This is a genomic window from Mycobacterium sp. SMC-8, from assembly GCF_025263565.1.
GTDB lineage: Bacteria > Actinomycetota > Actinomycetes > Mycobacteriales > Mycobacteriaceae > Mycobacterium.
In genome coordinates this window covers 3148367-3167367 of sequence record NZ_CP079865.1, presented here as the reverse complement: position 1 = coordinate 3167367, position 19001 = coordinate 3148367, and the positions used below count along the sequence as shown (strand labels likewise).

20 protein-coding genes and 1 pseudogene are annotated in these 19001 nt (G+C 67.9%); 14 read left to right on the top strand and 7 right to left on the bottom strand.

Going from position 1 to position 19001, the window contains the following annotated elements:
• Positions 1-8: 8 nt before the first annotated feature.
• Together KXD97_RS15380 and rfbD are read right to left on the bottom strand one after the other, a co-directional pair.
• Entirely contained in the window at positions 9-884 is an 876-nt protein-coding gene (locus KXD97_RS15380) for a glycosyltransferase family 2 protein (RefSeq protein WP_260757706.1), read from the bottom strand.
• A 34-nt stretch (positions 885-918) separates the two neighbouring features.
• Positions 919-1776, bottom strand: a complete 858-nt coding sequence (gene rfbD, locus KXD97_RS15375; protein WP_260757705.1) for a dTDP-4-dehydrorhamnose reductase — start codon at positions 1774-1776, stop codon at positions 919-921.
• A 66-nt stretch (positions 1777-1842) separates the two neighbouring features.
• On the opposite strand from rfbD, the gene KXD97_RS15370 reads away from it, so the two are divergent.
• From KXD97_RS15370 to KXD97_RS15345, 6 genes are all read left to right on the top strand, one after another.
• Positions 1843-3324, top strand: coding sequence for an LCP family protein (locus tag KXD97_RS15370; protein ID WP_260757704.1), 1482 nt, complete (start codon positions 1843-1845; stop codon positions 3322-3324).
• Position 3325: 1 nt separating this feature from the next.
• The gene (locus KXD97_RS15365; protein ID WP_260757703.1) at positions 3326-4036 is read left to right on the top strand and encodes a TIGR03089 family protein; all 711 of its coding nucleotides are present in this window, start codon (positions 3326-3328) and stop codon (positions 4034-4036) included.
• Positions 4037-4167: 131 nt separating this feature from the next.
• On the top strand, positions 4168-4497 hold the full coding sequence (locus KXD97_RS15360; RefSeq protein ID WP_260757702.1) for a hypothetical protein: 330 nt from the start codon (positions 4168-4170) through the stop codon (positions 4495-4497).
• 233 nt (positions 4498-4730) lie between these two features.
• Positions 4731-5060: a hypothetical protein gene (locus tag KXD97_RS15355; RefSeq protein ID WP_260757701.1), complete on the top strand. Its 330-nt coding sequence runs from the start codon at positions 4731-4733 to the stop codon at positions 5058-5060.
• Positions 5061-5324: 264 nt separating this feature from the next.
• Positions 5325-7067, top strand: coding sequence for a PecA family PE domain-processing aspartic protease (locus KXD97_RS15350; protein ID WP_260757700.1), 1743 nt, complete (start codon positions 5325-5327; stop codon positions 7065-7067).
• Positions 7068-7102: 35 nt separating this feature from the next.
• Positions 7103-7891, top strand: a complete 789-nt coding sequence (locus tag KXD97_RS15345; protein WP_260757699.1) for a biotin--[acetyl-CoA-carboxylase] ligase — start codon at positions 7103-7105, stop codon at positions 7889-7891.
• A 262-nt stretch (positions 7892-8153) separates the two neighbouring features.
• On the opposite strand, the gene KXD97_RS15340 is transcribed toward KXD97_RS15345, so the two are convergent.
• Entirely contained in the window at positions 8154-9323 is a 1170-nt protein-coding gene (locus KXD97_RS15340) for an acyl-CoA dehydrogenase (protein WP_260757698.1), read from the bottom strand.
• A gap of 124 nt (positions 9324-9447) precedes the next feature.
• Here KXD97_RS15340 and KXD97_RS15335 point away from each other — a divergent pair, with 124 nt between their 5' ends.
• The 3 genes from KXD97_RS15335 (at position 9448) to KXD97_RS15325 (ending at position 11456) form a co-directional block, all read left to right on the top strand.
• Positions 9448-9639, top strand: a complete 192-nt coding sequence (locus KXD97_RS15335) for a hypothetical protein (RefSeq protein WP_260757697.1) — start codon at positions 9448-9450, stop codon at positions 9637-9639.
• 206 nt (positions 9640-9845) lie between these two features.
• Complete coding sequence (locus KXD97_RS15330; RefSeq protein ID WP_260757696.1) at positions 9846-10946, top strand: type III polyketide synthase; 1101 nt, start codon at positions 9846-9848, stop codon at positions 10944-10946.
• A gap of 9 nt (positions 10947-10955) precedes the next feature.
• Positions 10956-11456, top strand: a complete 501-nt coding sequence (locus KXD97_RS15325) for an isoprenylcysteine carboxyl methyltransferase family protein (protein WP_260757987.1) — start codon at positions 10956-10958, stop codon at positions 11454-11456.
• Between the two features lie 82 nt (positions 11457-11538).
• On the opposite strand, the gene purE is transcribed toward KXD97_RS15325, so the two are convergent.
• Both purE and KXD97_RS15315 read right to left on the bottom strand, forming a co-directional pair.
• A complete protein-coding gene (gene purE / locus KXD97_RS15320; protein ID WP_260757695.1) occupies positions 11539-12042 on the bottom strand; it encodes a 5-(carboxyamino)imidazole ribonucleotide mutase in 504 nt (167 codons plus the stop codon).
• Complete coding sequence (locus KXD97_RS15315) at positions 12039-13199, bottom strand: 5-(carboxyamino)imidazole ribonucleotide synthase (protein ID WP_260757986.1); 1161 nt, start codon at positions 13197-13199, stop codon at positions 12039-12041. Before KXD97_RS15315 ends, purE begins: the two co-directional genes overlap by 4 nt.
• Before the next feature lie 130 nt (positions 13200-13329).
• Here KXD97_RS15315 and KXD97_RS15310 point away from each other — a divergent pair, with 130 nt between their 5' ends.
• The 3 genes from KXD97_RS15310 to KXD97_RS15300 are packed head-to-tail and all read left to right on the top strand — an operon-like array spanning position 13330 to position 14774.
• A complete protein-coding gene (locus tag KXD97_RS15310) occupies positions 13330-14010 on the top strand; it encodes a GtrA family protein (protein WP_260757694.1) in 681 nt (226 codons plus the stop codon).
• A 42-nt stretch (positions 14011-14052) separates the two neighbouring features.
• Complete coding sequence (locus KXD97_RS15305) at positions 14053-14421, top strand: chromosome condensation protein CrcB (protein ID WP_260757693.1); 369 nt, start codon at positions 14053-14055, stop codon at positions 14419-14421.
• Positions 14418-14774, top strand: coding sequence for a hypothetical protein (locus KXD97_RS15300; RefSeq protein ID WP_260757692.1), 357 nt, complete (start codon positions 14418-14420; stop codon positions 14772-14774). The genes KXD97_RS15305 and KXD97_RS15300 overlap by 4 nt, the downstream gene beginning before the upstream one ends.
• On the opposite strand, the gene KXD97_RS15295 is transcribed toward KXD97_RS15300, so the two are convergent.
• Positions 14771-15331: a YdcF family protein gene (locus KXD97_RS15295; RefSeq protein ID WP_396885424.1), complete on the bottom strand. Its 561-nt coding sequence runs from the start codon at positions 15329-15331 to the stop codon at positions 14771-14773. The genes KXD97_RS15300 and KXD97_RS15295 overlap by 4 nt on opposite strands.
• A 373-nt stretch (positions 15332-15704) precedes the next feature.
• On the opposite strand from KXD97_RS15295, the gene KXD97_RS15290 reads away from it, so the two are divergent.
• The gene (locus tag KXD97_RS15290; RefSeq protein WP_260757691.1) at positions 15705-16418 is read left to right on the top strand and encodes a hypothetical protein; all 714 of its coding nucleotides are present in this window, start codon (positions 15705-15707) and stop codon (positions 16416-16418) included.
• Here the strand turns inward: KXD97_RS15290 and KXD97_RS15285 are convergent.
• Positions 16415-17288: pseudogene (locus KXD97_RS15285) on the bottom strand (IS5 family transposase). The gene KXD97_RS15290 and the pseudogene KXD97_RS15285 sit on opposite strands and share 4 nt — an antisense overlap.
• Before the next feature lie 170 nt (positions 17289-17458).
• Here KXD97_RS15285 and KXD97_RS15280 point away from each other — a divergent pair.
• Complete coding sequence (locus tag KXD97_RS15280; protein WP_260757690.1) at positions 17459-18865, top strand: IS1380 family transposase; 1407 nt, start codon at positions 17459-17461, stop codon at positions 18863-18865.
• Positions 18866-19001: the final 136 nt, after the last annotated feature.

Sequence of the window (19001 nt, the reverse complement as noted above, 5' to 3'; positions counted from 1 at the left end):
ATCCCCGTTCACGACCCACGAGACTTCCGGCGAGAATTGCGCACGACCAGGCTCGCCCGCGCCCCCAACGCCCCCCGAAAAGCCCAGCGTAGCGGCGCTTGCCACCACTTCGGGTACCGATCGGCGAGAAAAGTGTAGGTGCTGACGTGATGGGCGGCCAGGTTGCGGGCGGGATCACGGCCGGTGGCGTGCCCCTTGGCGTGCAGCACCTCCGCCGACGGCACGTACACGTTCTGCCAGCCCGCCCGGCCCAGCCGGTCTCCGAGGTCGACGTCTTCCATGTACATGAAGTAGCGCTCGTCGAAGCCGTTGATCTCCGCAAACGCCGAACTGCGCAGCAGCAGACACGATCCCGACAGCCAGCCGACGGCCCGTTCACTGGGCTCTGCGTGGTCCTGACGGTAAGCCGCGGTCCACGGATTGGACGGCCACACCGGTCCGACGACGGCGTGCATGCCGCCTCGGATCACCGACGGCAGGTGCCGCGCCGACGGATACACCGCGCCGTCGGGGTCGCGGATCAACGGGCCCAGACTCCCGGCCCGCGGCCGGCGCGCGGCGGCCTCCAGCAGCGCGTCGATGCTGTGCGGTCCCCACTGCACGTCGGGGTTGGCGACGATGAAGAGATCCGAGCACGAGGTCAGCCCGTACTCGGCGACGGCGCGGTTGACCGCGGTGCCGTACCCGAGGTTGGCGCCGGTCCGGTACAGCTTGACGTTCGGGTAGCGCTCGACGGCCTCTTCGGGGGTGCCGTCGGTCGAGCCGTTGTCGGCCATGATCACCGTCACCGGCCGGTCGGTGGCATGGGTCAGCGTGGCCAGGAACCGGTCCAGGTGCGGGCCGGGCGAGTACGTCACCGTCACGACAAAGAGTTCGTCGCTCACGCACGCACCACCGGTTCCACGGCGTAGAGAGTAACTACCGGGCCAGCGCCGCGGCCAACGCGTCGCGCCAGGGCCGCAGCGGAGTCAGTCCGGCCGCGGCCGACTTCACCGCGGACAGCGCCGAGTAGGCCGGGCGCGGAGCAGGGCGGGGATGCTGGTCGCTGCTGACCGGCCGCACCCGCGACGGATCCGCACCGAGCCCGGCGAAGACGGCCTGGGCCTGCTCGAAGCGGCTGGCCGCGCCGGCGTTCGCGGCGTGCAGCACCGGCGCCCGGATCGCGCCGTCGGCGATCTGCAGCAGCGCCTCGCACAGGTCCCCCACGTAGGTCGGGGACCCGATCTGGTCGGCGACGACGTCGACGGTGCCGTCGCCCAGGGCCGCCCGGCGCATCACCGCCGCGAAATCCGGGCCGTCGGCGCCTTCGTAGATCCAGGCGGTGCGGACCACGTGCGCGTCGGGAAGCGCGGCCAGTACCTGCTGTTCACCGGCGAGCTTGGTGCGTCCGTACACCGACAGCGGGCCGGTCGCGTCGTCGACGTCGTAGGGGCGGGGTGCTGAGCCACCGAAATCGCCGCTGAACACGTAGTCGGTGGACAGGTGGATCAGCGACGCCCCGACCTGGGCACAGGCCCGCGCGACGTTCCCGGCGCCGACGGCGTTGACGGCGTGGGCGCGCTCGGGTTCGGCCTCGGCGGCGTCGACGTTGGTGAACGCCGCGCAGTTGACGACGACATCGCCGGTCGCGATGACACGCTCGGCGGCGGCTGCGTCGGTGATGTCCCATTCGGCGGATGTGAGCGCCGCCACCTCGCGGCCGGCCCGGCGCGCCTGACCTGCCAACACGCGCCCGACCAGGCCGCCGGCTCCGGAGATCACGATTCGGGCGCTCACGTCACGAGTTTGGCACGCCGGTTCCAGCTGCGCGGAATGCGGCCCGCTCGCCAGTAGCCTGGACAAATGCCTGCTGCTCACCTCATCCGTGCCATATCCGTGGCCGTGGCAGTCATCGTCGTCATCGGCACCGGCGTCGCGTGGGGCAAGATCCGCTCGTTCGAGTCGGGCATCAACCACATCAATCCCGTCGCGCTCGGCGACGGCGGCGAGGACGGTGCGATCGACATCCTGCTCGTCGGCTCCGACAGCCGCACCGACGCGCACGGCAACCCGTTGAGCGACGAGGAACGCGCCATGCTGCGCGCCGGCGACGAGGTATCCACCAACACCGACACGATCATCCTGATCCGCATTCCGAACAACGGGAAGTCCGCGACGGCGATCTCGATCCCGCGCGACTCCTATGTCGAGTCCCCCGGCATCGGGAAGATGAAGATCAACGGCGTGTACGGCTCGGTGCACCTGGAGCAGATGAAGGAGCTCGTCGAGGAGCAGGGCGTGGATCCGAGCGTCGCCGAGCCGGAGGCCACCGCGGCCGGGCGTGAGCAGCTGATCAAGACGGTCGCGAACCTGACCGGCGTCACCGTCGACCACTACGCCGAGATCGGGCTGCTGGGCTTCGCGTTGATCACCGATGCGCTCGGTGGCGTCAACGTCTGCCTCAACGCGCCTGTCTGGGAACCACTTTCGGGTGCCGACTTCCCCGCCGGTTGGCAGAAGCTCAACGGTGCGCAGGCCCTGAGCTTCGTGCGTCAGCGCCACGACCTGCCGCGCGGCGACCTGGATCGGGTGGCACGACAGCAAGCGGTGATGGCGTCGATGGCACACGAGGTGATCTCGTCGAAGACGCTGTCGAGCCCGACCACGCTGAACAACCTGCAGGATGCGGTGCAGCGCTCGGTGGTGCTCTCCGACGGCTGGGACATCATGGATTTCGTCGAGCAGCTGCAGAAGCTGGCCGGCGGCAACGTCGCGTTCGCGACCATCCCGATCATCGAAGAGGCGGGCTGGAGCGACGACGGCATGCAAAGCGTGGTCCGCGTCGACCCGTCCGCGGTCAAGGAATTCGTGACGAGCCTGCTGCACGACCAGGACGAGGGCAAGACCGAGGAGCTGACCTACAGCAACGACAAGACCACCGTCGAGGTCCTCAACGACACCGACATCAACGGTCTGGCGGCGGCGGTGGCACATGTGTTGTCCGGCAAGGGCTTCCAAGAGGGGCAGGTCGGCAACAACGAGGGCGCGCGGGTGTCCCGGACCGAGGTGCAGGCCGCCGAGATCGACGATCTCGGCGCGCAGGCAGTCGCAAAGGATCTGGGCGGGTTGCCGGTGGCGCAGAACGCCGATGTGCCGCCGGGCACGGTACGGGTGGTGCTGTCGGACGACTACACCGGTCCCGGCGCCGGCCTGGACGGCAGCGACGTGACGCTGATGAGCGGCGACCCGTCGGCTTCGGGGATGCTGACCGGCGCGGGCGAGGCGGTGCCGGCGCCGTCGCCGATCCTGACGGCCGGTTCCAGCGACCCGGCGTGCGTCAACTGACATGACGAATCTCGGCTCCGCGATTCTGGATCCGCTGATGGCCGCCAACCCGGCCGGTCCGCGAATCACCTATTACGACGACGCGACCGGCGAACGCATCGAACTCTCCACCGCGACGCTGGCCAATTGGGCGGCCAAGACCGCAAACCTGCTGCGCGACGAGCTCGGTGCGGCGCCGGGCAGTCGGGTTGCAGTGCTGCTGCCCGCGCACTGGCAGACCACGGCGGTGCTGTTCGGCATCTGGTGGATCGGCGCCGAAGTGGTGTTGAGCGGAGACGCCGACCTCGCGCTGTGCACGGCCGACCGGATCGAAGACGCGGACGCCTGCGTCGGCATGGGCGAGGTGGCGGTGTTGTCGCTGGACCCGTTCGGCAAGCCGGTGCCGGATTTGCCGGTCGGCCTGACCGACTATGCGACGGCGGTGCGGGTGCACGGCGATCAGATCGTGCCGGAACGCAGCCCCGGCGCCGCCCTGGAGGGACGGTCGGCGGATGACGTGCTGGCCGCGGCGCGTGCGTCGGCGCAGGCGCAGGGGCTCACCGGGGACGACCGGGTGCTGTCGGCGGCCCAGTGGCAGACCGCCGACGACATCGTCGAGCGGTTACTTGCGTTGTACGTCGTCGGCGCGTCGCTGGTGTTGGTGGCAAACCCGGATGCCACGCAGATGGAGCGCAGGCGTGCAACCGAGAAGGCGACCCGCATCAGTCTGTGACCATATCGTTTCCGTAGCCTCACGCCGTTCACATAATGCGCCCGCATACTTTGTGATGCCGGACGAGCACCGTTTTGGCTAAGTCGGGCCCTTTCAGCCAGCAGAGGAGCCTTAGCGCGAGGAGGCTGCCGATGTTGTCGACCACCGCTGCGATCGCAGTCATCGTCGTGCTGGGCGCCTGGCATCTGTACAACCGGCGGCACGCGGGCTGGCAGGCCAGCGCCGACGGCCGCTTCTTCGTCCGCTGCGGCTACCCCCTGGTCGCCGTCGCCGCCTACTGGCTCACCATCGCGCCCACCGCCACCGCGTGGGAATGGGCGATGGGCAACGCGTGGGCCCTCGCGGCCGCGATGTCGTTCGTCACAGGGTTCAACGCGCTCAACCGCGCCACCGCGGAGCACGCGCGGATGGCGGTGGCGATGGAGACCATTGAGCCCGCCACCGGCCGTCTTTGCTTCTGAAAATACAACAGCCGCCACATCAGCCTCTCTGATCGAAATCTGACGCAGAGGTGCCGTTATAGCGAACCATTCGCCCTATCAATAATGCGCTCGCGCTCATTACCGGTTGTTGACGAGCACGTAACCCTGACCTTATCGTTTGTAGTCACCAGGCTGTTCTCGACTTCGCGTGCCTTGTCAATGTGCGCCGGCCGCCTTCAGATCTGGCAAATTCGGTCAGCAGGAGGCCACCCATGGAGTCGACCATCACCGCAGTGGCGATCGTCGTGGCGTTGTCGGCGTGGCATCTGCACAACCGGCGCCACCCCGGATGGCTCGCCAGCTCGACGGGCCGGTGCTATGTCATCAGCGGCTATCTGCTGGTCACCATCGCCGCATATTGGCTGGTCAGTGCGCCGACTGCCACCGCATGGGAGTGGGCGTTCGGGAACCTGTGGGCCTTGGGCGCCATGGTCGCGTTCGTGGCGGGCTTCGATGCGCTGAACCGGGCGACGGCCGAGCACGCCGCGCGGTCGCAAACGCTGGAGGCGGTCGACCCGGCCGAAACCGCACTTCCGCGGTAACGGCTCGCCCCGTTTCGCGGCGCTTCTGCCCTGCGCGTATTCGCTATCCGGGTAGAGAGAGAGTAGCTAACCCGATTACCAATTGGCAGCGCTTCCGGACTCTTTGCCGGAGCGCACTAGGCGGCTCACGCGCTACCGGAATTTATCCACCAGAGCCGGGGTTCTCTGTAGGGATTTTCTTGTCTAATGCGTAACTCAAAGGATGATTCGCGAACTCCTACGTTCACGTCAGTTATTTAGCTCGTCTCGTGGTCTACTTCGCGCATGAATTTCAGTAGCTGGGCGGCCACGGTCGTCGCGTCCCCCGCAATCGCCGCAGGAATCCTGATGGTCGCCCCCGCTGTCGCGCAGGCGGCACCCGACGAGACGGGATCAAGCAGCAGCGAAAGCACGTCCGCTTCCGGCACGCAGGAGACGTCGCCGCGTTCCACGCACGGCACGGACGACGACCGCGCAAATCGCTCTGCCGATGGCGACGACGGTGCCGGCGCTGACGCGGACGCAGGAGTCGACGACGCCGATCTGGACACCGGGGACTCGGATACCAAGGATCCAGACGCCGAAGCCAGCGAGGATGCCGGATCCGCCGAGGACTCCGCGGCTGGCGAGGATTCCGCGGCTGGCGAGGATTCCGCGAAGACCAACGATGCCGACGACGAGCCCCTGCCCGGTCCGCACTACGTGCCCTCCAGTGTTCGGCAGTTCAACTCCGAGGCGCTGGTCTCGGTCACCGCCCTCGACGATGAGGACGACGCCGACGATCCTCAAGACGCCGAGGATCCCGACGACGACGATGACGACGACACCGTTGCCCTTGCCATCGATCAACTCGCGCAGGCGCGCGAAGAGCTGCGCTCGGCGACGTGGGGCGACGGCAACATCTTCGCCGGCCTGGCCGCCATGCTGCCGCAGATGCTGATGGGCGGCGCCCAGACCAATCTGGAGCGCTGGGTGGAGAATCACTCTCGCCTGCAGGCGCAATTCGTCGCCACGTTGAACAACCCGTTCGCGAACGCGATCATCCGGATGCGGCTGGAGAACAGCATGTATCGGCCGATCCGCGCGCAGGACCAGATGGAGCTCGCCGAGAAGCTGATGCCGATCGTCGGCTGGTTCGGGCCTCGCGAGGCGGTCCTCAACGTCAACGATCTGGTGCACGATGCCCGCGACAACGGACTGGTCTACCAGATCCTGGATCTCACAATGCAATACAACGGCCAGAAGGTCCGCACCGAGCCGGTCATCTACATCTCGGTCAACGGTGGAGAGCGGGTCCCGGTCCTTCTCGACAGCGGCTCGAACGGCCTGGTGATCGATCCACGCAACGTCGGCTATGAGGGCATCGGTGAACCCTCCGGCCCGCAAGGTTACGCCAGCTACGGCGACGGCAGCGTCAAGTCCTATTACCACCCGTACCAGACGACTATTCAGGTCGGCGACGACATCGATTCGGCCGAGACCGAGGTGCTCATCATCGATCTGGAGTCCGTGTATGACTTCACGGAGTACAACGGCGACTACGTGGGCGTGCTCGGCATCGGGCCCAAGGCCGGCCCGGGATCGGTCAACGTCCTGGCCGCGCTTCCCGGCCTGCTCGGCCGGGGCGTGCTGATCGACGAGCGTCGACGCCGAGTCATCCTGGGACCCAACCCTTACGTAGCGCGCGTGTCCCTGGAGGGCACACCGAACACCCCGGTCAAACTCCAGGTCGGCGACAATGACGCGGTCGATGTCGACGGGTGGATCGACTCGGGCGGGATCCTCGGCAACATCCCCAGCCGCGCAGTGGGTGGAGCGTCGAATATCCCGGTGGGAACGCTGATCTCGGTGTACACCGAGGACGGCGAGACGCTGCTGTACTCCTACCGGACCACCAGGGCGAACACCCCCGGGATCGTCGAGGACGACGATGAAGTGGAGTTCAACACCGGCTACGTCCCGTTCAGCTTGACCTCCATCTACTTCGACTTCAGCGGCGACGGCACGACGGTGTTCAACTACCGGTGATCCCGCGGTGCGGGCACGGGGCTACCCTCGACGCCGTGCCCGCAGCTGACCGTTCCGCACTCGATGTCGACCGACTCCGTGCCGCCGTTTCGGATACCGCGTGGCGGCGCGTCGATGTGGTCGAGGAGACCGGCTCCACCAACGCCGATCTGATTGCCCGCGCGGCGGCCGGCGAGGACATCGCCGGGGTGGCGCTCTTCGCTGAGTTGCAGACCGCCGGACGGGGACGTCACGGCCGCAGCTGGTCGGCGCCGGCGCGCTCGCAGATCTCCGTGTCCGTCGGCGTGGACACCACGGGCATCGCACCCGACCGGTGGGGTTGGCTGCCCCTGCTGACCGGACTGGCGGTCGCCCGTGCAGTGCGGGCCGGGTTCGGTGTTGACGCAGGGGTGAAGTGGCCCAACGACATTCTGGTCGGAGACGGAAAGCTGGCGGGGATCCTGGCCGAGGTGTCCACGCCGGTGGTCGTGATCGGTCTCGGGTTGAACGTGAGTCTGGTCGCCGACGAGCTGCCCGATCCGAAGGCGGTGTCGCTGACGATGCTGGGCTACGACGTCGACCGGACCGCGCTCGCGGTAGCGGTGCTCCAGGAGCTTGACACGCAGTTGCGGCGCTGGCGCAGCGCCGATGCCACGTTGGCGGCGGACTACCGCGACGTCAGCACGACCATCGGCACCCGGGTCCGGGCAGTGCTGCCGGGCAACTCCGAAATCCTTGGTGTGGCAACGGGTATCGACGAGGCGGGCCGGCTGCTGATCGACGACGCCGGCACGACGGTGACGGTATCGGCCGCAGACATCACGCACCTGCGCCCAGCGGAGTGAGCGGCGCGGAGTGAGCCCGGCGGAGCGCGAAGCCGCGATCAACGTGCTCACGCAGGTCGACGTCGAATAGCCGTGACCCTTAGCCGCTACAAACAGTTCGCGAGACCGCCTTCACGGTAGCTCCGACGTGCGGAGCACTACCGTGAAGGCGCTCTCGCGAGGCGGCACCTCAGATACCAACGCTGGCGCTACCCCCGCGAAATAGCGTTCCTGGCTGCGATCGCTCAGAAGTCGCGACCAGGAACGCTATTCCGCGGCAAGCTCACTTGAGCAGGGCGCGGCTCATCACCACGCGTTGAATCTGGTTGGTGCCCTCGTAGATCTGGGTGATCTTGGCGTCGCGCATCATCCGCTCGACCGGGAAGTCCACCGTGTAGCCGGCGCCGCCGAACAGCTGCACCGCATCGGTGGTCACCTCCATCGCGACATCCGACGCCAGGCACTTCGACGCCGCGGAGATGAAGCCGAGGTTGCCCTCGCCGCGTTCGGCACGCGCCGCGGCCGAGTACACCATCAGCCGAGCGGCCTCGACCTTCATCGCCATGTCGGCGAGCATGAACTGCACCGCCTGGAATTCGCTGATCGACTTGCCGAACTGCTTGCGGTCCTTCACGTAGTCGAGCGCCGCGTCGAGCGCGCCCTGCGCGATGCCGACGGCCTGCGCACCGATGGTCGGGCGGGTGTGGTCCAGCGTCGCAAGCGCGGTCTTGAAGCCGGTGCCGGGTTCACCGATGATCCGGTCGCCGGGGATGCGGCAGTTCTCGAAGTACAGTTCGGTGGTCGGCGACCCCTTGATGCCGAGCTTTCGCTCCTTGGGTCCGATCGTGAATCCCTCGTCGTCGATGTGGACCATGAACGCCGAGATGCCGTTGGCACCCTTGTCGGGGTCGGTCACCGCCATCACGGTGTACCAGGACGACTCGCCACCATTGGTGATCCACGCCTTGGCGCCGTTGAGGATCCAGTCGTCGCCGTCGGCCTTGGCGCGGGTGCGCATTCCGGCGGCGTCGCTGCCGGCCTCACGCTCGGACAGCGCGTAGGACGCCATCGCCTCGCCCGAGGCGATCGACGGCAGCACCTTCTTCTTCAGCTCGTCGGAACCGCGCAGGATCAATCCCATGGTGCCGAGCTTGTTGACCGCCGGGATCAGCGACGCCGACGCGTCCACCCGGGCGACCTCCTCGATGACGATGCACGCCGCCACCGAGTCAGCGCCCTGCCCGCCGAACTCCTCGGGGACGTGCACCGCGTTGAATCCCGATGCGACGAGCGCGTCGAGCGCCTCCTGCGGAAAGCGCGCGTTCTCGTCGACGTCGGCGGCGTGCGGAGCGATCTCCTTCTCCGCCAGCGCCCGGATCGCCGAGCGCAGCTCTTGGTGTTCCTCCGGCAACTGGAACAGATCGAACGACGGGTCTCCGGCCCAACTAGCCATCATCATCTCCTTGCTACTCGCCAGTAACTTTAGCGTGCTCGCGCGTCGGGGCGAAGTCGCCTCTCAGGTAAAGCTCAGCCCGGGGATTGGTTCGCTCTCAGTGTCGGTGGGTACTTTCGTCGACATGCAGGTGTACATCGAGGGCCCCGCCTTCCGCCGTACCGCGCATTGTGAGTGTGGTTGGAACGCTACTCCGCGCTGGCTGCGTGCTTCCGCCGTCGTCGACGCGGGCATGCACGCGGCGCAGACGGGCCATGTTCACGCCGGCTCGCCGGTCCAGGTGGCCGAGCCGGCTGTGGTGCTGCGGGCGTCGTAAAACGACCCCCGAACATCGCTCTGTGAGCGATGTCACGCCCTTCGCCCAGACTGCGGGTAGCGCGCCTTTTTGCGCCCAATTCCCGCGTGGAATGCGATTTCGGCGGACGTTCCCCGAGCTGACCCGTTGCTTCGAATCACCTCACAAGCTGCTGTGTCGCCCCGATTTCCGAACTAACCGGGAGAGCGGACGGCGTTCAGACCCGCATGACCGATACCTCATTTCTCGCTCCGACCGAACCGATCCGCTCCCGATTCCCGGGTGCCCCGCACATCGCGGGGACGGCGACGGCGTTCACCGCGCGCCGCTACGCCCAGGACGAGGTGGTCGAAGCGCTCAGCGAGTTCACCGACCCGAAGTTCACCCGCTTCGCCCGCACCAGCGGCGTCGAGCACCGCAACCTGGCCCTGCCGCTGCACCGCTACCCCACCCTGACCGGGTTCACCGAGGCCAACACCGCCTACCTGGAGGTGGCCGCCGAGCTCGGTGAGCAGGCCGTCGCCCGAGCGCTGGCCGACGCCCACCTCGACCCGACCGAGGTCGACGCGATCGTCACCGTCTCGAGCACTGGGATCGCCGTCCCCACCGTCGACGCACGCATCGCCGCCCGGCTGGGCCTGCGGCCCGACGTCAAACGAATTCCGATCTTCGGGCTGGGCTGCGTCGCCGGCGCCGCGGGCCTGGCCCGGGCGCACGACTATCTGCGCGGCTACCCCGACCACGTGGCGGTGCTGCTGTCGGTCGAGCTGTGCTCACTGACGTTGCAGCGCAACGACACCTCCATCCCGGCACTGATCGGGCTCTGCCTGTTCGGCGACGGCGCCGCCGCCGTGGTTTCCGCTGGCGCACAACGCAGTCCGTCGACGCCGGAGCCGGGTCCACGGATCGTGGCCACCCGCAGCCGGTTGTTACCCGACACCGTCGACGTGATGGGCTGGAACGTCGGCTCGACCGGCTTCCAGCTGGTGATGTCGCGCGAGGTTCCGGCGATGGCGCAGAACCACCTCGCCGGTGAGGTGGACGAGTTCCTCGCCGAGCACGGCCTGACCGCGGCCGACATCGCCACGTGGGTGTGCCATCACGGCGGACCGAAGGTCCTCGACGCGATCGACGACGCGGTCCGGCCGCCGCAGAACGCGTTGCGGCACAGCTGGAACTCCATGCGCGAGCACGGCAACATCTCCTCGGCGTCGGTGCTCGACGTGCTGGCCCGCACCCTGCAGACGCCGCCGCCGCGCGGCTCGTTCGGCGTGATGCTGGCGATGGGACCGGGCTTCAGTTTCGAACTTCTGCTGCTGAGCTGGTAGCCGACGATGATCTACACCCTGTTCATCCTGCTGATCGGCGCCGAACGGCTCATCGAGCTGGTCGTCGCACGGCGCAACGCGCGCTGGTCCTTTGCCCAGGGCGGCAAGGAGTTCGGCCGTGGCCACTATCCCGCCATGGTGAGCATGCATGCGCTGCTTCTGGTTTCGTGCCTCGTCGAGGTCGCCACCCAGCGCCGGCCGTTTCTTCCGTGGCTGGGCTGGCCGATGGTGGCGCTGGTGGTGGCGAGCACGGCGACGCGGTGGTGGTGCGTCGCGACGCTGGGCAGGCACTGGAATCCACGGCTGATCGTGATCCCCGGTGCCCCGCTGGTGCGCCGGGGCCCGTACCGGTTTCTGCACCACCCCAACTACACCGCGGTGGCGGTGGAGGTCGCCGCGCTGCCGCTGGTGCATTCGGCGTGGTGGACGGCCGTGGTGTTCAGCCTCGCCAACGCCGCGATCCTGAGGGTGCGCATCACCTCCGAGAACCACGCCCTCGGCTACTCCTGACCCCCACCCCGCCGAAATCGCATTCCACGCGGCCAAAACTCAACTTGACGCGCGTGGAATGCGATTTCGGCGGAGGAGAACCCTAGTCCCCCAGCAGCTTCTGCCGCAGTGCCTCATCCTTCTGCAACACCATCTGCTCCAGCGACGCCTGAAACGCCGCCATGCGTTCGCGCAGCCCGACATCCGAGGCCCCGAGGATCCGCACCGCCAACAGCCCGGCATTGCGGGCCCCGCCGATCGACACCGTCGCCACCGGCACCCCGGCCGGCATCTGAACGATCGACAGCAGCGAGTCCATCCCGTCCAGGCGTGCCAAGGGCACCGGCACCCCGATCACCGGCAGCGGTGTCGCCGAGGCGACCATGCCCGGCAGGTGCGCCGCACCGCCGGCGCCGGCGATGATCACCTCAAGGCCCCGCCCGGCCGCGTCGGCCGCGTAGGTCAGCATGCGGCCCGGCGTGCGGTGCGCCGAGACCACGCCGACCTCGAACGGCACCTCGAAATCGGCCAGCGCCGTAGCTGCTTCGGACATCACGGGCCAGTCGCTGTCGCTGCCCATGATCAAGCCCACCCGTGGAGAGCTCATGCGTGAGGATCCCATCCGTCGGTCCACTCTGCGTGCGACAACCAGTGTGCCGCCCGCTCGGCACGCTCTCGCAGGGACTCCACCGGCTCGGTGCCGCCGACGATGTTGACGTGCCCGATCTTGCGGCCGGGCCGCTCCTCCTTGCCGTAGAGATGCACCTTCGCGTCGGGCATCCGCGCGAACAGGTGGTGCACGCGCTCGTCCATCGACATCGCCGGTGTCTGCGGAGCTCCCAGCACGTTGCCCATCACAGTCGGCGCCAGCGCCGCGGTGTCGCCCAGCGGGTAGTCGAGCACCGCGCGCAGATGCTGCTCGAACTGCGAGGTGCGCGCGCCGTCCATGGTCCAGTGTCCGGAGTTGTGCGGCCGCATCGCGAGCTCGTTGACCATCAGCTCCCCGGACACGGTCTCGAACAACTCGACGGCCAGCACCCCGACGACCCCGAGCGCCGACGCTATCGACAACGCCAATTCCGAAGCGGCAGAGCCCAATTCCTCGGAGAGTCCGGGCGCCGGGGCCAACACGGTCACACAGATGCCGTCGCGCTGCACGGTCTCGACCACCGGCCACGCCGCGCCCTGCCCGAACGGTGAGCGGGCCACCAACGCGGCCAGCTCGCGGCGCATCTGCACCCGCTCCTCGATCATCACCGGGACGCCGTCGGCCAGATACTGCGCGACGACCTCCCGAACCTCGCTCACCGACGCCGGCATGATCACCCCGCGCCCGTCGTATCCGCCGCGCACGGTCTTGATGACGATGGGCCCGCCCACCTCGTCGGCGAACGCCACCGCGTCCTCGACCGAGGACACCGCGGAGAAGCGCGGCACCGGGGCGCCGAGCTCGGAGAGCCGCCGGCGCATCAGCAGCTTGTCCTGCGCGTGCACCAGCGCCGACGGCGGCGGCAGCACGTTCACCCCGTCGGCCACCAACTTCTCCAGCAGGTCCGGGGGCACGTGTTCGTGGTCGAACGTGAACGCGGTGGCCCCCTCGGCGACGCGCTGCAGCGCGGCGAGGTCGGTGTGCGAGCCGAGGACGACGTCGGGGGTGACCTGGGCCGCGGATTCATCGCTGCGGACCGCCAGCACACGCAGCGTCTGACCGAGCGCGATTGCGGCCTGGGCCGTCATCCGGGCGAGTTGGCCGCCGCCGATCATTGCTACGACGGGTGGAGAAGCGGAAGTTCGTGACACGGCGTATATGTTGTCATGACCGGCGCCACAGCATTGACCTGCGGTTACGCCGCGATGCGGCATCTGGGCAGCCGCTTACGTAAACTGGCTCCTTGTGTCCTTTGCCGATGCGACGATCCGCCGCCTTCCGGGGCCGATCCGTCCCTACGCCGAACGGCACCACGAGCTGATCAAGTTTGCCATCGTCGGTGCGACCACGTTCGTCATCGATTCGGCGATCTTCTTCACGCTGAAGTTGACGATCCTGGAGCCCAAGCCGGTGACGGCGAAGATCATCGCCGGCATCGTCGCGGTGATCGCTTCTTACATCCTGAACCGCGAATGGAGTTTCCGCGACCGGGGCGGCCGGGAGCGTCATCACGAGGCGCTGCTGTTCTTCGGGGTCAGCGGCGTGGGCGTGCTGTTGAGCATGGCCCCGCTGTGGATCTCCAGCTACGTGTTCATGCTGCGCGCGCCGATGGTGTCGCTGATGACGGAGAACATCGCCGACTTCGTGTCGGCCTACATCATCGGCAACCTGCTGCAGATGGCGTTCCGGTTCTGGGCGTTCCGCCGCTACGTGTTCCCCGACGAGTTCGCCCGCAACCCGGAGAAGGCGCTGGAGTCCACGCTGACCGGCGGCGGCCTGGCCGAGGCGCTCGAAGATGAGTACGAGCTGCGCCACCCCGAGCATCCCGACACCGCCGGCAACGTCACCCCGATGCGGCCCAGCCGTCGCCGCTGGATGCAGCGTCAGGTGGATCCGTCCGAGCCCCGGGTGTCGAAGACCTCGTAGTCCGGCGCGGCCGGGACGACAATTCAGACATAGCCTCAACTTGTGCCGGGTCAACACCACCGCTCCCAAGCGCTGCCGTGGGCCCTGGTCCCGGGTGGCGCGGTCGGCGCGCTGATCAGATATGCCGCCGCGGACACGTGGCCGCAACCGCATCAGCTGCTGGTGTCGACGACGCTCACGGTCGGGGTGGCGTTCACCGTCGCGACCTTCGTGGTGGCCCGCGGTGCGACCGGGCCGGTGCTGAGTTTCGTGCTGGGTGTGTGCGCCGGCGCGGCCAGTCTGAGCGCCTACGCGGTGCTGACGGTCAGCCAGCCGGCGCTGTTGTCGATCGCGTTTCTGACCCTGACCCCGGCCGCCGCGCTCGGCGGACTGCTGCTGGGCCTGCTGGCCAGGCGGGCGGTGACGCGGTGACGTGGGTGCTGGTCGCGCTCGGCGGCGCCGCGGGCACCGCGTTGGCGCTGGTCGGGCGGCGCAGGCCGCTGGCGGTGACGGCGGTGGTGTGCGCGTTGCTGGGGGCGTTCGGCGTCCAGGAGCGGTCCGAGGCGTTGACCGCGCTGGTCGGTGTCGGGGTGCTCGGCTCGGCGGCGAGCATGGTCATGGTGAGCCTGGCGCGGCCGCTGTGGCTGGGCGGGGACGCGATCGCGGCGACGGCGTGGCGGGTCACCCGTCGGTTGGCGGTGCACTGCGCGGTCGGGGCGACGTTCGCGTTGGCCGGGTACCTGGCGCTGCGGGCCGGTACGACGTTGTACGTGAAGTTGCGTTAACAGCCGATCAGTTCGGCTTTCACCCATCCGCCGTACTGGTAGAGGTAGGTGTACTGCCACTGCGCCACCGAGAACGGATACTCGCGGGGCACGTCGCGCATGATCACGCTGCGCGTCGGCGTGGTGAAGCACTGGTCGAAGATGCGTCGGGCGCGCGGCAGGTGGTAGCGCCAGCTGACGACGACGATCTTGTGCCAGCCGTAGGCGTCGGCGAGGTCGCGGGCCATGCGCGCTTCGCCGCGGGTGGTGGCCGGCGCGGGCTTTCGGCAAATCACTTGGATGTCGGTGCGCGGCGCGCAGGCTTTGCGCATCACCTTGTCTTTGGCGTGGTACGGGTTCGACAGCAGCACGGTCGGCGCATAGCCCTGCTCGGCCAGTCGCAGCCCGTAGGCCTCGCGGCCGTCGTGTTCCCCGCCGAGCACCACGATCGCGTCGGCGCGCGCCAGCGGATCGCGTGGTGCATGCGCGAACAGCAACGTGCCGCTGGCGCCGTTGAAGACCAGCAGCAGCACCAGCGCGGCCGTCGCTGCGGGAATCAGCAGGTGCCGACGCCGGATCACGCGCACCACCCCCGAAGATCAGCTGACCCCACCATCTCCGGACATTGTGCCGAACTCTTCGCCGGCCGGCGTGGGCTGCGGCGACCGGCCTGTCGGTTTTCAGCCGCGGGCGGCCATGGAGGGGGGTACGGCCGCCCGCGGTTGTCCTGGGTGGGTGATCGCGCAAATCAAGCGCCTGGGTCCGCTCACCGCACACCTCGATCGCTCATGCCGGCATTTGTCGACACCGTGGGCACGGGATGCCGGCGAAACACCGCGCACCTTCGAGACCGGCTGCCTGACAAGTGCATACCTCAGCTGTATCGACAATCCCATGAACACGCCCGGCTAGTCGCCTCCGCGTGCTGCCGACCAGACTTCCCGGCACACCGTGCATGCAGCTTACGCGCGAACGGACGTCGGAAACCGGCCGACGGCGGCCGGTGCCGCCGTCGGGGTCCTGGTCGCGGCGCTGTTGCTACGCATGCTGTCTGACGGCGTCAGCGTGCTGGCGTTCACGGCGTGGATGAGCCCCTTCGGGCTGATGGGGCGTGTCGCACCGTATGCCGACAACGACCCGATGCCGTTGGTGGCGCTCGCCGCCTACGCCGTGGCGGTGACCGCCGCTGCGGTGGCAGCCGCCCACCGCCGTGACCTCGGCGCCGGATGGATCGGCCCCCGCAGCCGTCGGGCGCCGCGAATGTGGCTGCTCGGTTCGGTTTTGGCGTTCACCAGTCGCCGGGCCGTGCGGCCGGTGGTCGGCTGGGCGGTCGGAATCGGCGTCTACTTCCTCATCTTGGGTGCGCTGATCGCGTCGATCCTCGACTTCTTCGACCAGAATCCCCGGTTCGCCGAGTTGGCGTCCGCGGCCGGTTTCGCCGGCTTGCACACCGCCTCCGGCTTCGCCGCGGCGTTGTTCAGTCTGCTCGCGATACCCACCGGCCTCTATGCGGCGACCCGGTTGGCCGCGTGGGTGGCCGACGAGCGTGCACAACGCTGGACTCCGGTGCTGGCCGGACCAGTCTCCCGAACGTCGGTCCTCGGCTGCGAGATCCTGGTGACCGCGGTCGGCGTCGTGACGCTGCATCTAGGTAGTGTCTGTTAATTGCGGACGCGGTGATAGATGATGATCGCAGCTAGGGTGACGCCCCCGAGGTAGCTCAGCGCGTATTTGTCGTATCGGGTGGCGATACCTCGCCAGTGCTTGAAGCGGTTGAAGGATCGCTCGACGGTGTTGCGGTGCTTATAGATTCGCCCGGAGAACGCCGGTGGCCGTCCGCCTTTGCTTCCCCGGCTCTTTCGGCGGGCGATCTGGTCGCTGCGCTCGGGAATGGTGTGGGCGATTTTGAGCTGGCGCAGTCGGGCTCGGGTCGAGTCATGGGAGTACGCCTTATCGGCGAGTAGCCGAAACTTTGGGCCCTGATGGGCAGTCAGCAGTGGCCACAGCATCGGGTTGTCGCCGGCTTGCCCCGGCGACAGTGCCATGGTGACCGCGCTGCAGCGTTGATCGGCCAGCGCGTGGATCTTCGTTGTCAGCCCGCCGCGTGAACGGCCGATGGCATGGTCATCGGGCTCATCGGGGTGTTTGTTGTAATTCGACAGATCCCCCTGTGTGGCGACCAGGGCGGGCACCAGCGGCATGCTGATGTACACGCACGCTGGTCGAATCCACCGCCAGCAGCAGTTCGACCAGCTCAGCGTCAGCGTCATCGACATCGATGTCACGGGAGATCGCTGCGAAGATCTGCGCGTAGGTGCCGTCGGTGGACCACCGCAGGTGACGTTCAGCCACCGACTGCCAGGCGCCGAACTGCGCGGGCAGATCGCGCCACGGAGATCCAGTCCGGTAACGCCAGATAATTCCTTCCAGCGTCACCCGATGATCGTTCCACGGCCGCCCGCGCCGTCGACCCGAAGGCAGTACCGGCTCAATCACCGACCACAAGTCATCAGAAATCACATCAGTCCGTAACACTTAAACAGCATCAGGCACAACATCGTTCACATTAAGCAGACACGCCCTAGCCCGGATTTTTCGCGGAAGTTTGCGTTCGATGGGGTGTAGATACGCGAAAGTGCCTGTCCTGCAAGGAATAATTGGACTTCTCTAGGGTTCAATCGTTCCAGCGGGAAGGCACCTCGCAGGTGAAGAATATCGCGGCCGCATCGAGGGTCAAAGTGTCCGCCGACGGCCAGGGCGTCGTGTCGCATGCCGGGATGGCGATGTTGCGGGAACTCGCCGACCGAACCGGGCTATCGACGCAGGTCACTGCCGCGTTGGCCGACACCTACCGCGGCCCGTGGGTGTACGCGCCCGGCGAGGTGTTCGCCGATCTGGCCGCCGCGGTCGCCGACGGCGCAGACTGCATCGACGCCGTGGGCCAACTCTGCGGCGACCGTGAACACGCCTTCGGCGCGAAAGCCTCCACGACCACCATGTGGCGGCTGGTGGATCAGCGCATCGACGCCGCCCACCTGCCTGCCGTGCGAGCAGCCCGGTCCGCGGCGCGAGCAGCAGCGTGGGCTGCCGGCGCCGCCCCAACTGCCGGCGAGTGGCTGCACATCGACATCGACGCCACCCTGGTCATCGATCACTCCGACAACAAGCACGGCGCCACGCCGACGTGGAAGAAGACCTTCGGCCATCACCCGCTGCTGGCGTTTCTGGATCGCTCCGAGATCGCCGGCGGCGAAGCCCTGGCCGGGCTGCTGCGCACCGGCAACGCCGGCTCCAACACCGCCTCCGACCACATCATCGTCCTGGCGCAGGCGCTGGCAGCGTTGCCGCCACGATGGCGACCCGACCCCAGTGCTGGCGATGATCCCGACCAGCCGAGAGTTCTGGTGCGCTGCGACACCGCCGGAGCCACCCACAAATTCGCCGACGCCTGCCGCGATCAGGGGGTGGGATTCTCCTTCGGCTATCCCGTCGATACCCGCGTCCAAGATGCCGTCGACACCCTCAACCTCGCCGACGGCTGGTACCCAGCAGTCGACACCGAAGGCGGGATCCGCGACGGCGCCTGGGTCGCCGAGGCCACCACCTTGGTCAACCTGGACTCCTGGCCGCCTGGGACACGGTTGATCCTGCGTAAAGAACGCCCCCACCCCGGTGCACAACTGCGGTTCACCGACGCCGACGGCATGCGCGTCACCGCGTTCATCACCGACACCGAACCCGGCATTGTCCCTGGACAGGTCGCGGGCCTGGAGTTACGGCATCGCCAACATGCTCGCGTCGAGGACCGCATCCGCGATCTCAAAGCCGCCGGACTGCGGAATCTGCCGTGCCACGGTTTCTGGCCCAACGCCGCCTGGCTCGAAATCGTCCTGGCCGCAGCCGACCTGGTCACCTGGTGCCGACTTCTGGGATTCCGTGAGCACACCGGTCTGGCTCGCGCCGAGATCGCCACCTTCCGCTACCGGGTCCTGCACGTGGCCGCCCGGATCACCCGCGGCGCCCGCCGAACCCGACTACGTATCGACGCCACCTGGCGCTGGGCCGCCCAGATCGCGGCCGCCTGGCAAGCCATCCGCACCGCCTTCCGATGACCGAAGCCCCCTGACCCACCGACCACGAAAGACCCACCGGCACTGGGAAAGCCCGCACCACCCGGCGACACGGGACCACCCCGCCATACCCAGAACCACACAACCGGATTCGCGACGCAATCGCATCTCAACGCAC

Bases quoted from the DNA above. Each gene is read 5' to 3' on its own strand.
- KXD97_RS15370 (WP_260757704.1), top strand. From the start codon at position 1,843: ATGCCTGCTGCTCACCTCATCCGTGCCATATCCGTGGCCGTGGCAGTC.
- KXD97_RS15365 (WP_260757703.1), top strand. From the start codon at position 3,326: ATGACGAATCTCGGCTCCGCGATTCTGGATCCGCTGATGGCCGCCAAC.
- KXD97_RS15360 (WP_260757702.1), top strand. From the start codon at position 4,168: ATGTTGTCGACCACCGCTGCGATCGCAGTCATCGTCGTGCTGGGCGCC.
- KXD97_RS15355 (WP_260757701.1), top strand. From the start codon at position 4,731: ATGGAGTCGACCATCACCGCAGTGGCGATCGTCGTGGCGTTGTCGGCG.
- KXD97_RS15350 (WP_260757700.1), top strand. From the start codon at position 5,325: ATGAATTTCAGTAGCTGGGCGGCCACGGTCGTCGCGTCCCCCGCAATC.
- KXD97_RS15340 (WP_260757698.1), bottom strand. From the start codon at position 9,323: ATGGCTAGTTGGGCCGGAGACCCGTCGTTCGATCTGTTCCAGTTGCCG.
- KXD97_RS15335 (WP_260757697.1), top strand. From the start codon at position 9,448: ATGCAGGTGTACATCGAGGGCCCCGCCTTCCGCCGTACCGCGCATTGT.
- KXD97_RS15330 (WP_260757696.1), top strand. From the start codon at position 9,846: ATGACCGATACCTCATTTCTCGCTCCGACCGAACCGATCCGCTCCCGA.
- purE (WP_260757695.1), bottom strand. From the start codon at position 12,042: ATGAGCTCTCCACGGGTGGGCTTGATCATGGGCAGCGACAGCGACTGG.
- KXD97_RS15315 (WP_260757986.1), bottom strand. From the start codon at position 13,199: ATGATCGGCGGCGGCCAACTCGCCCGGATGACGGCCCAGGCCGCAATC.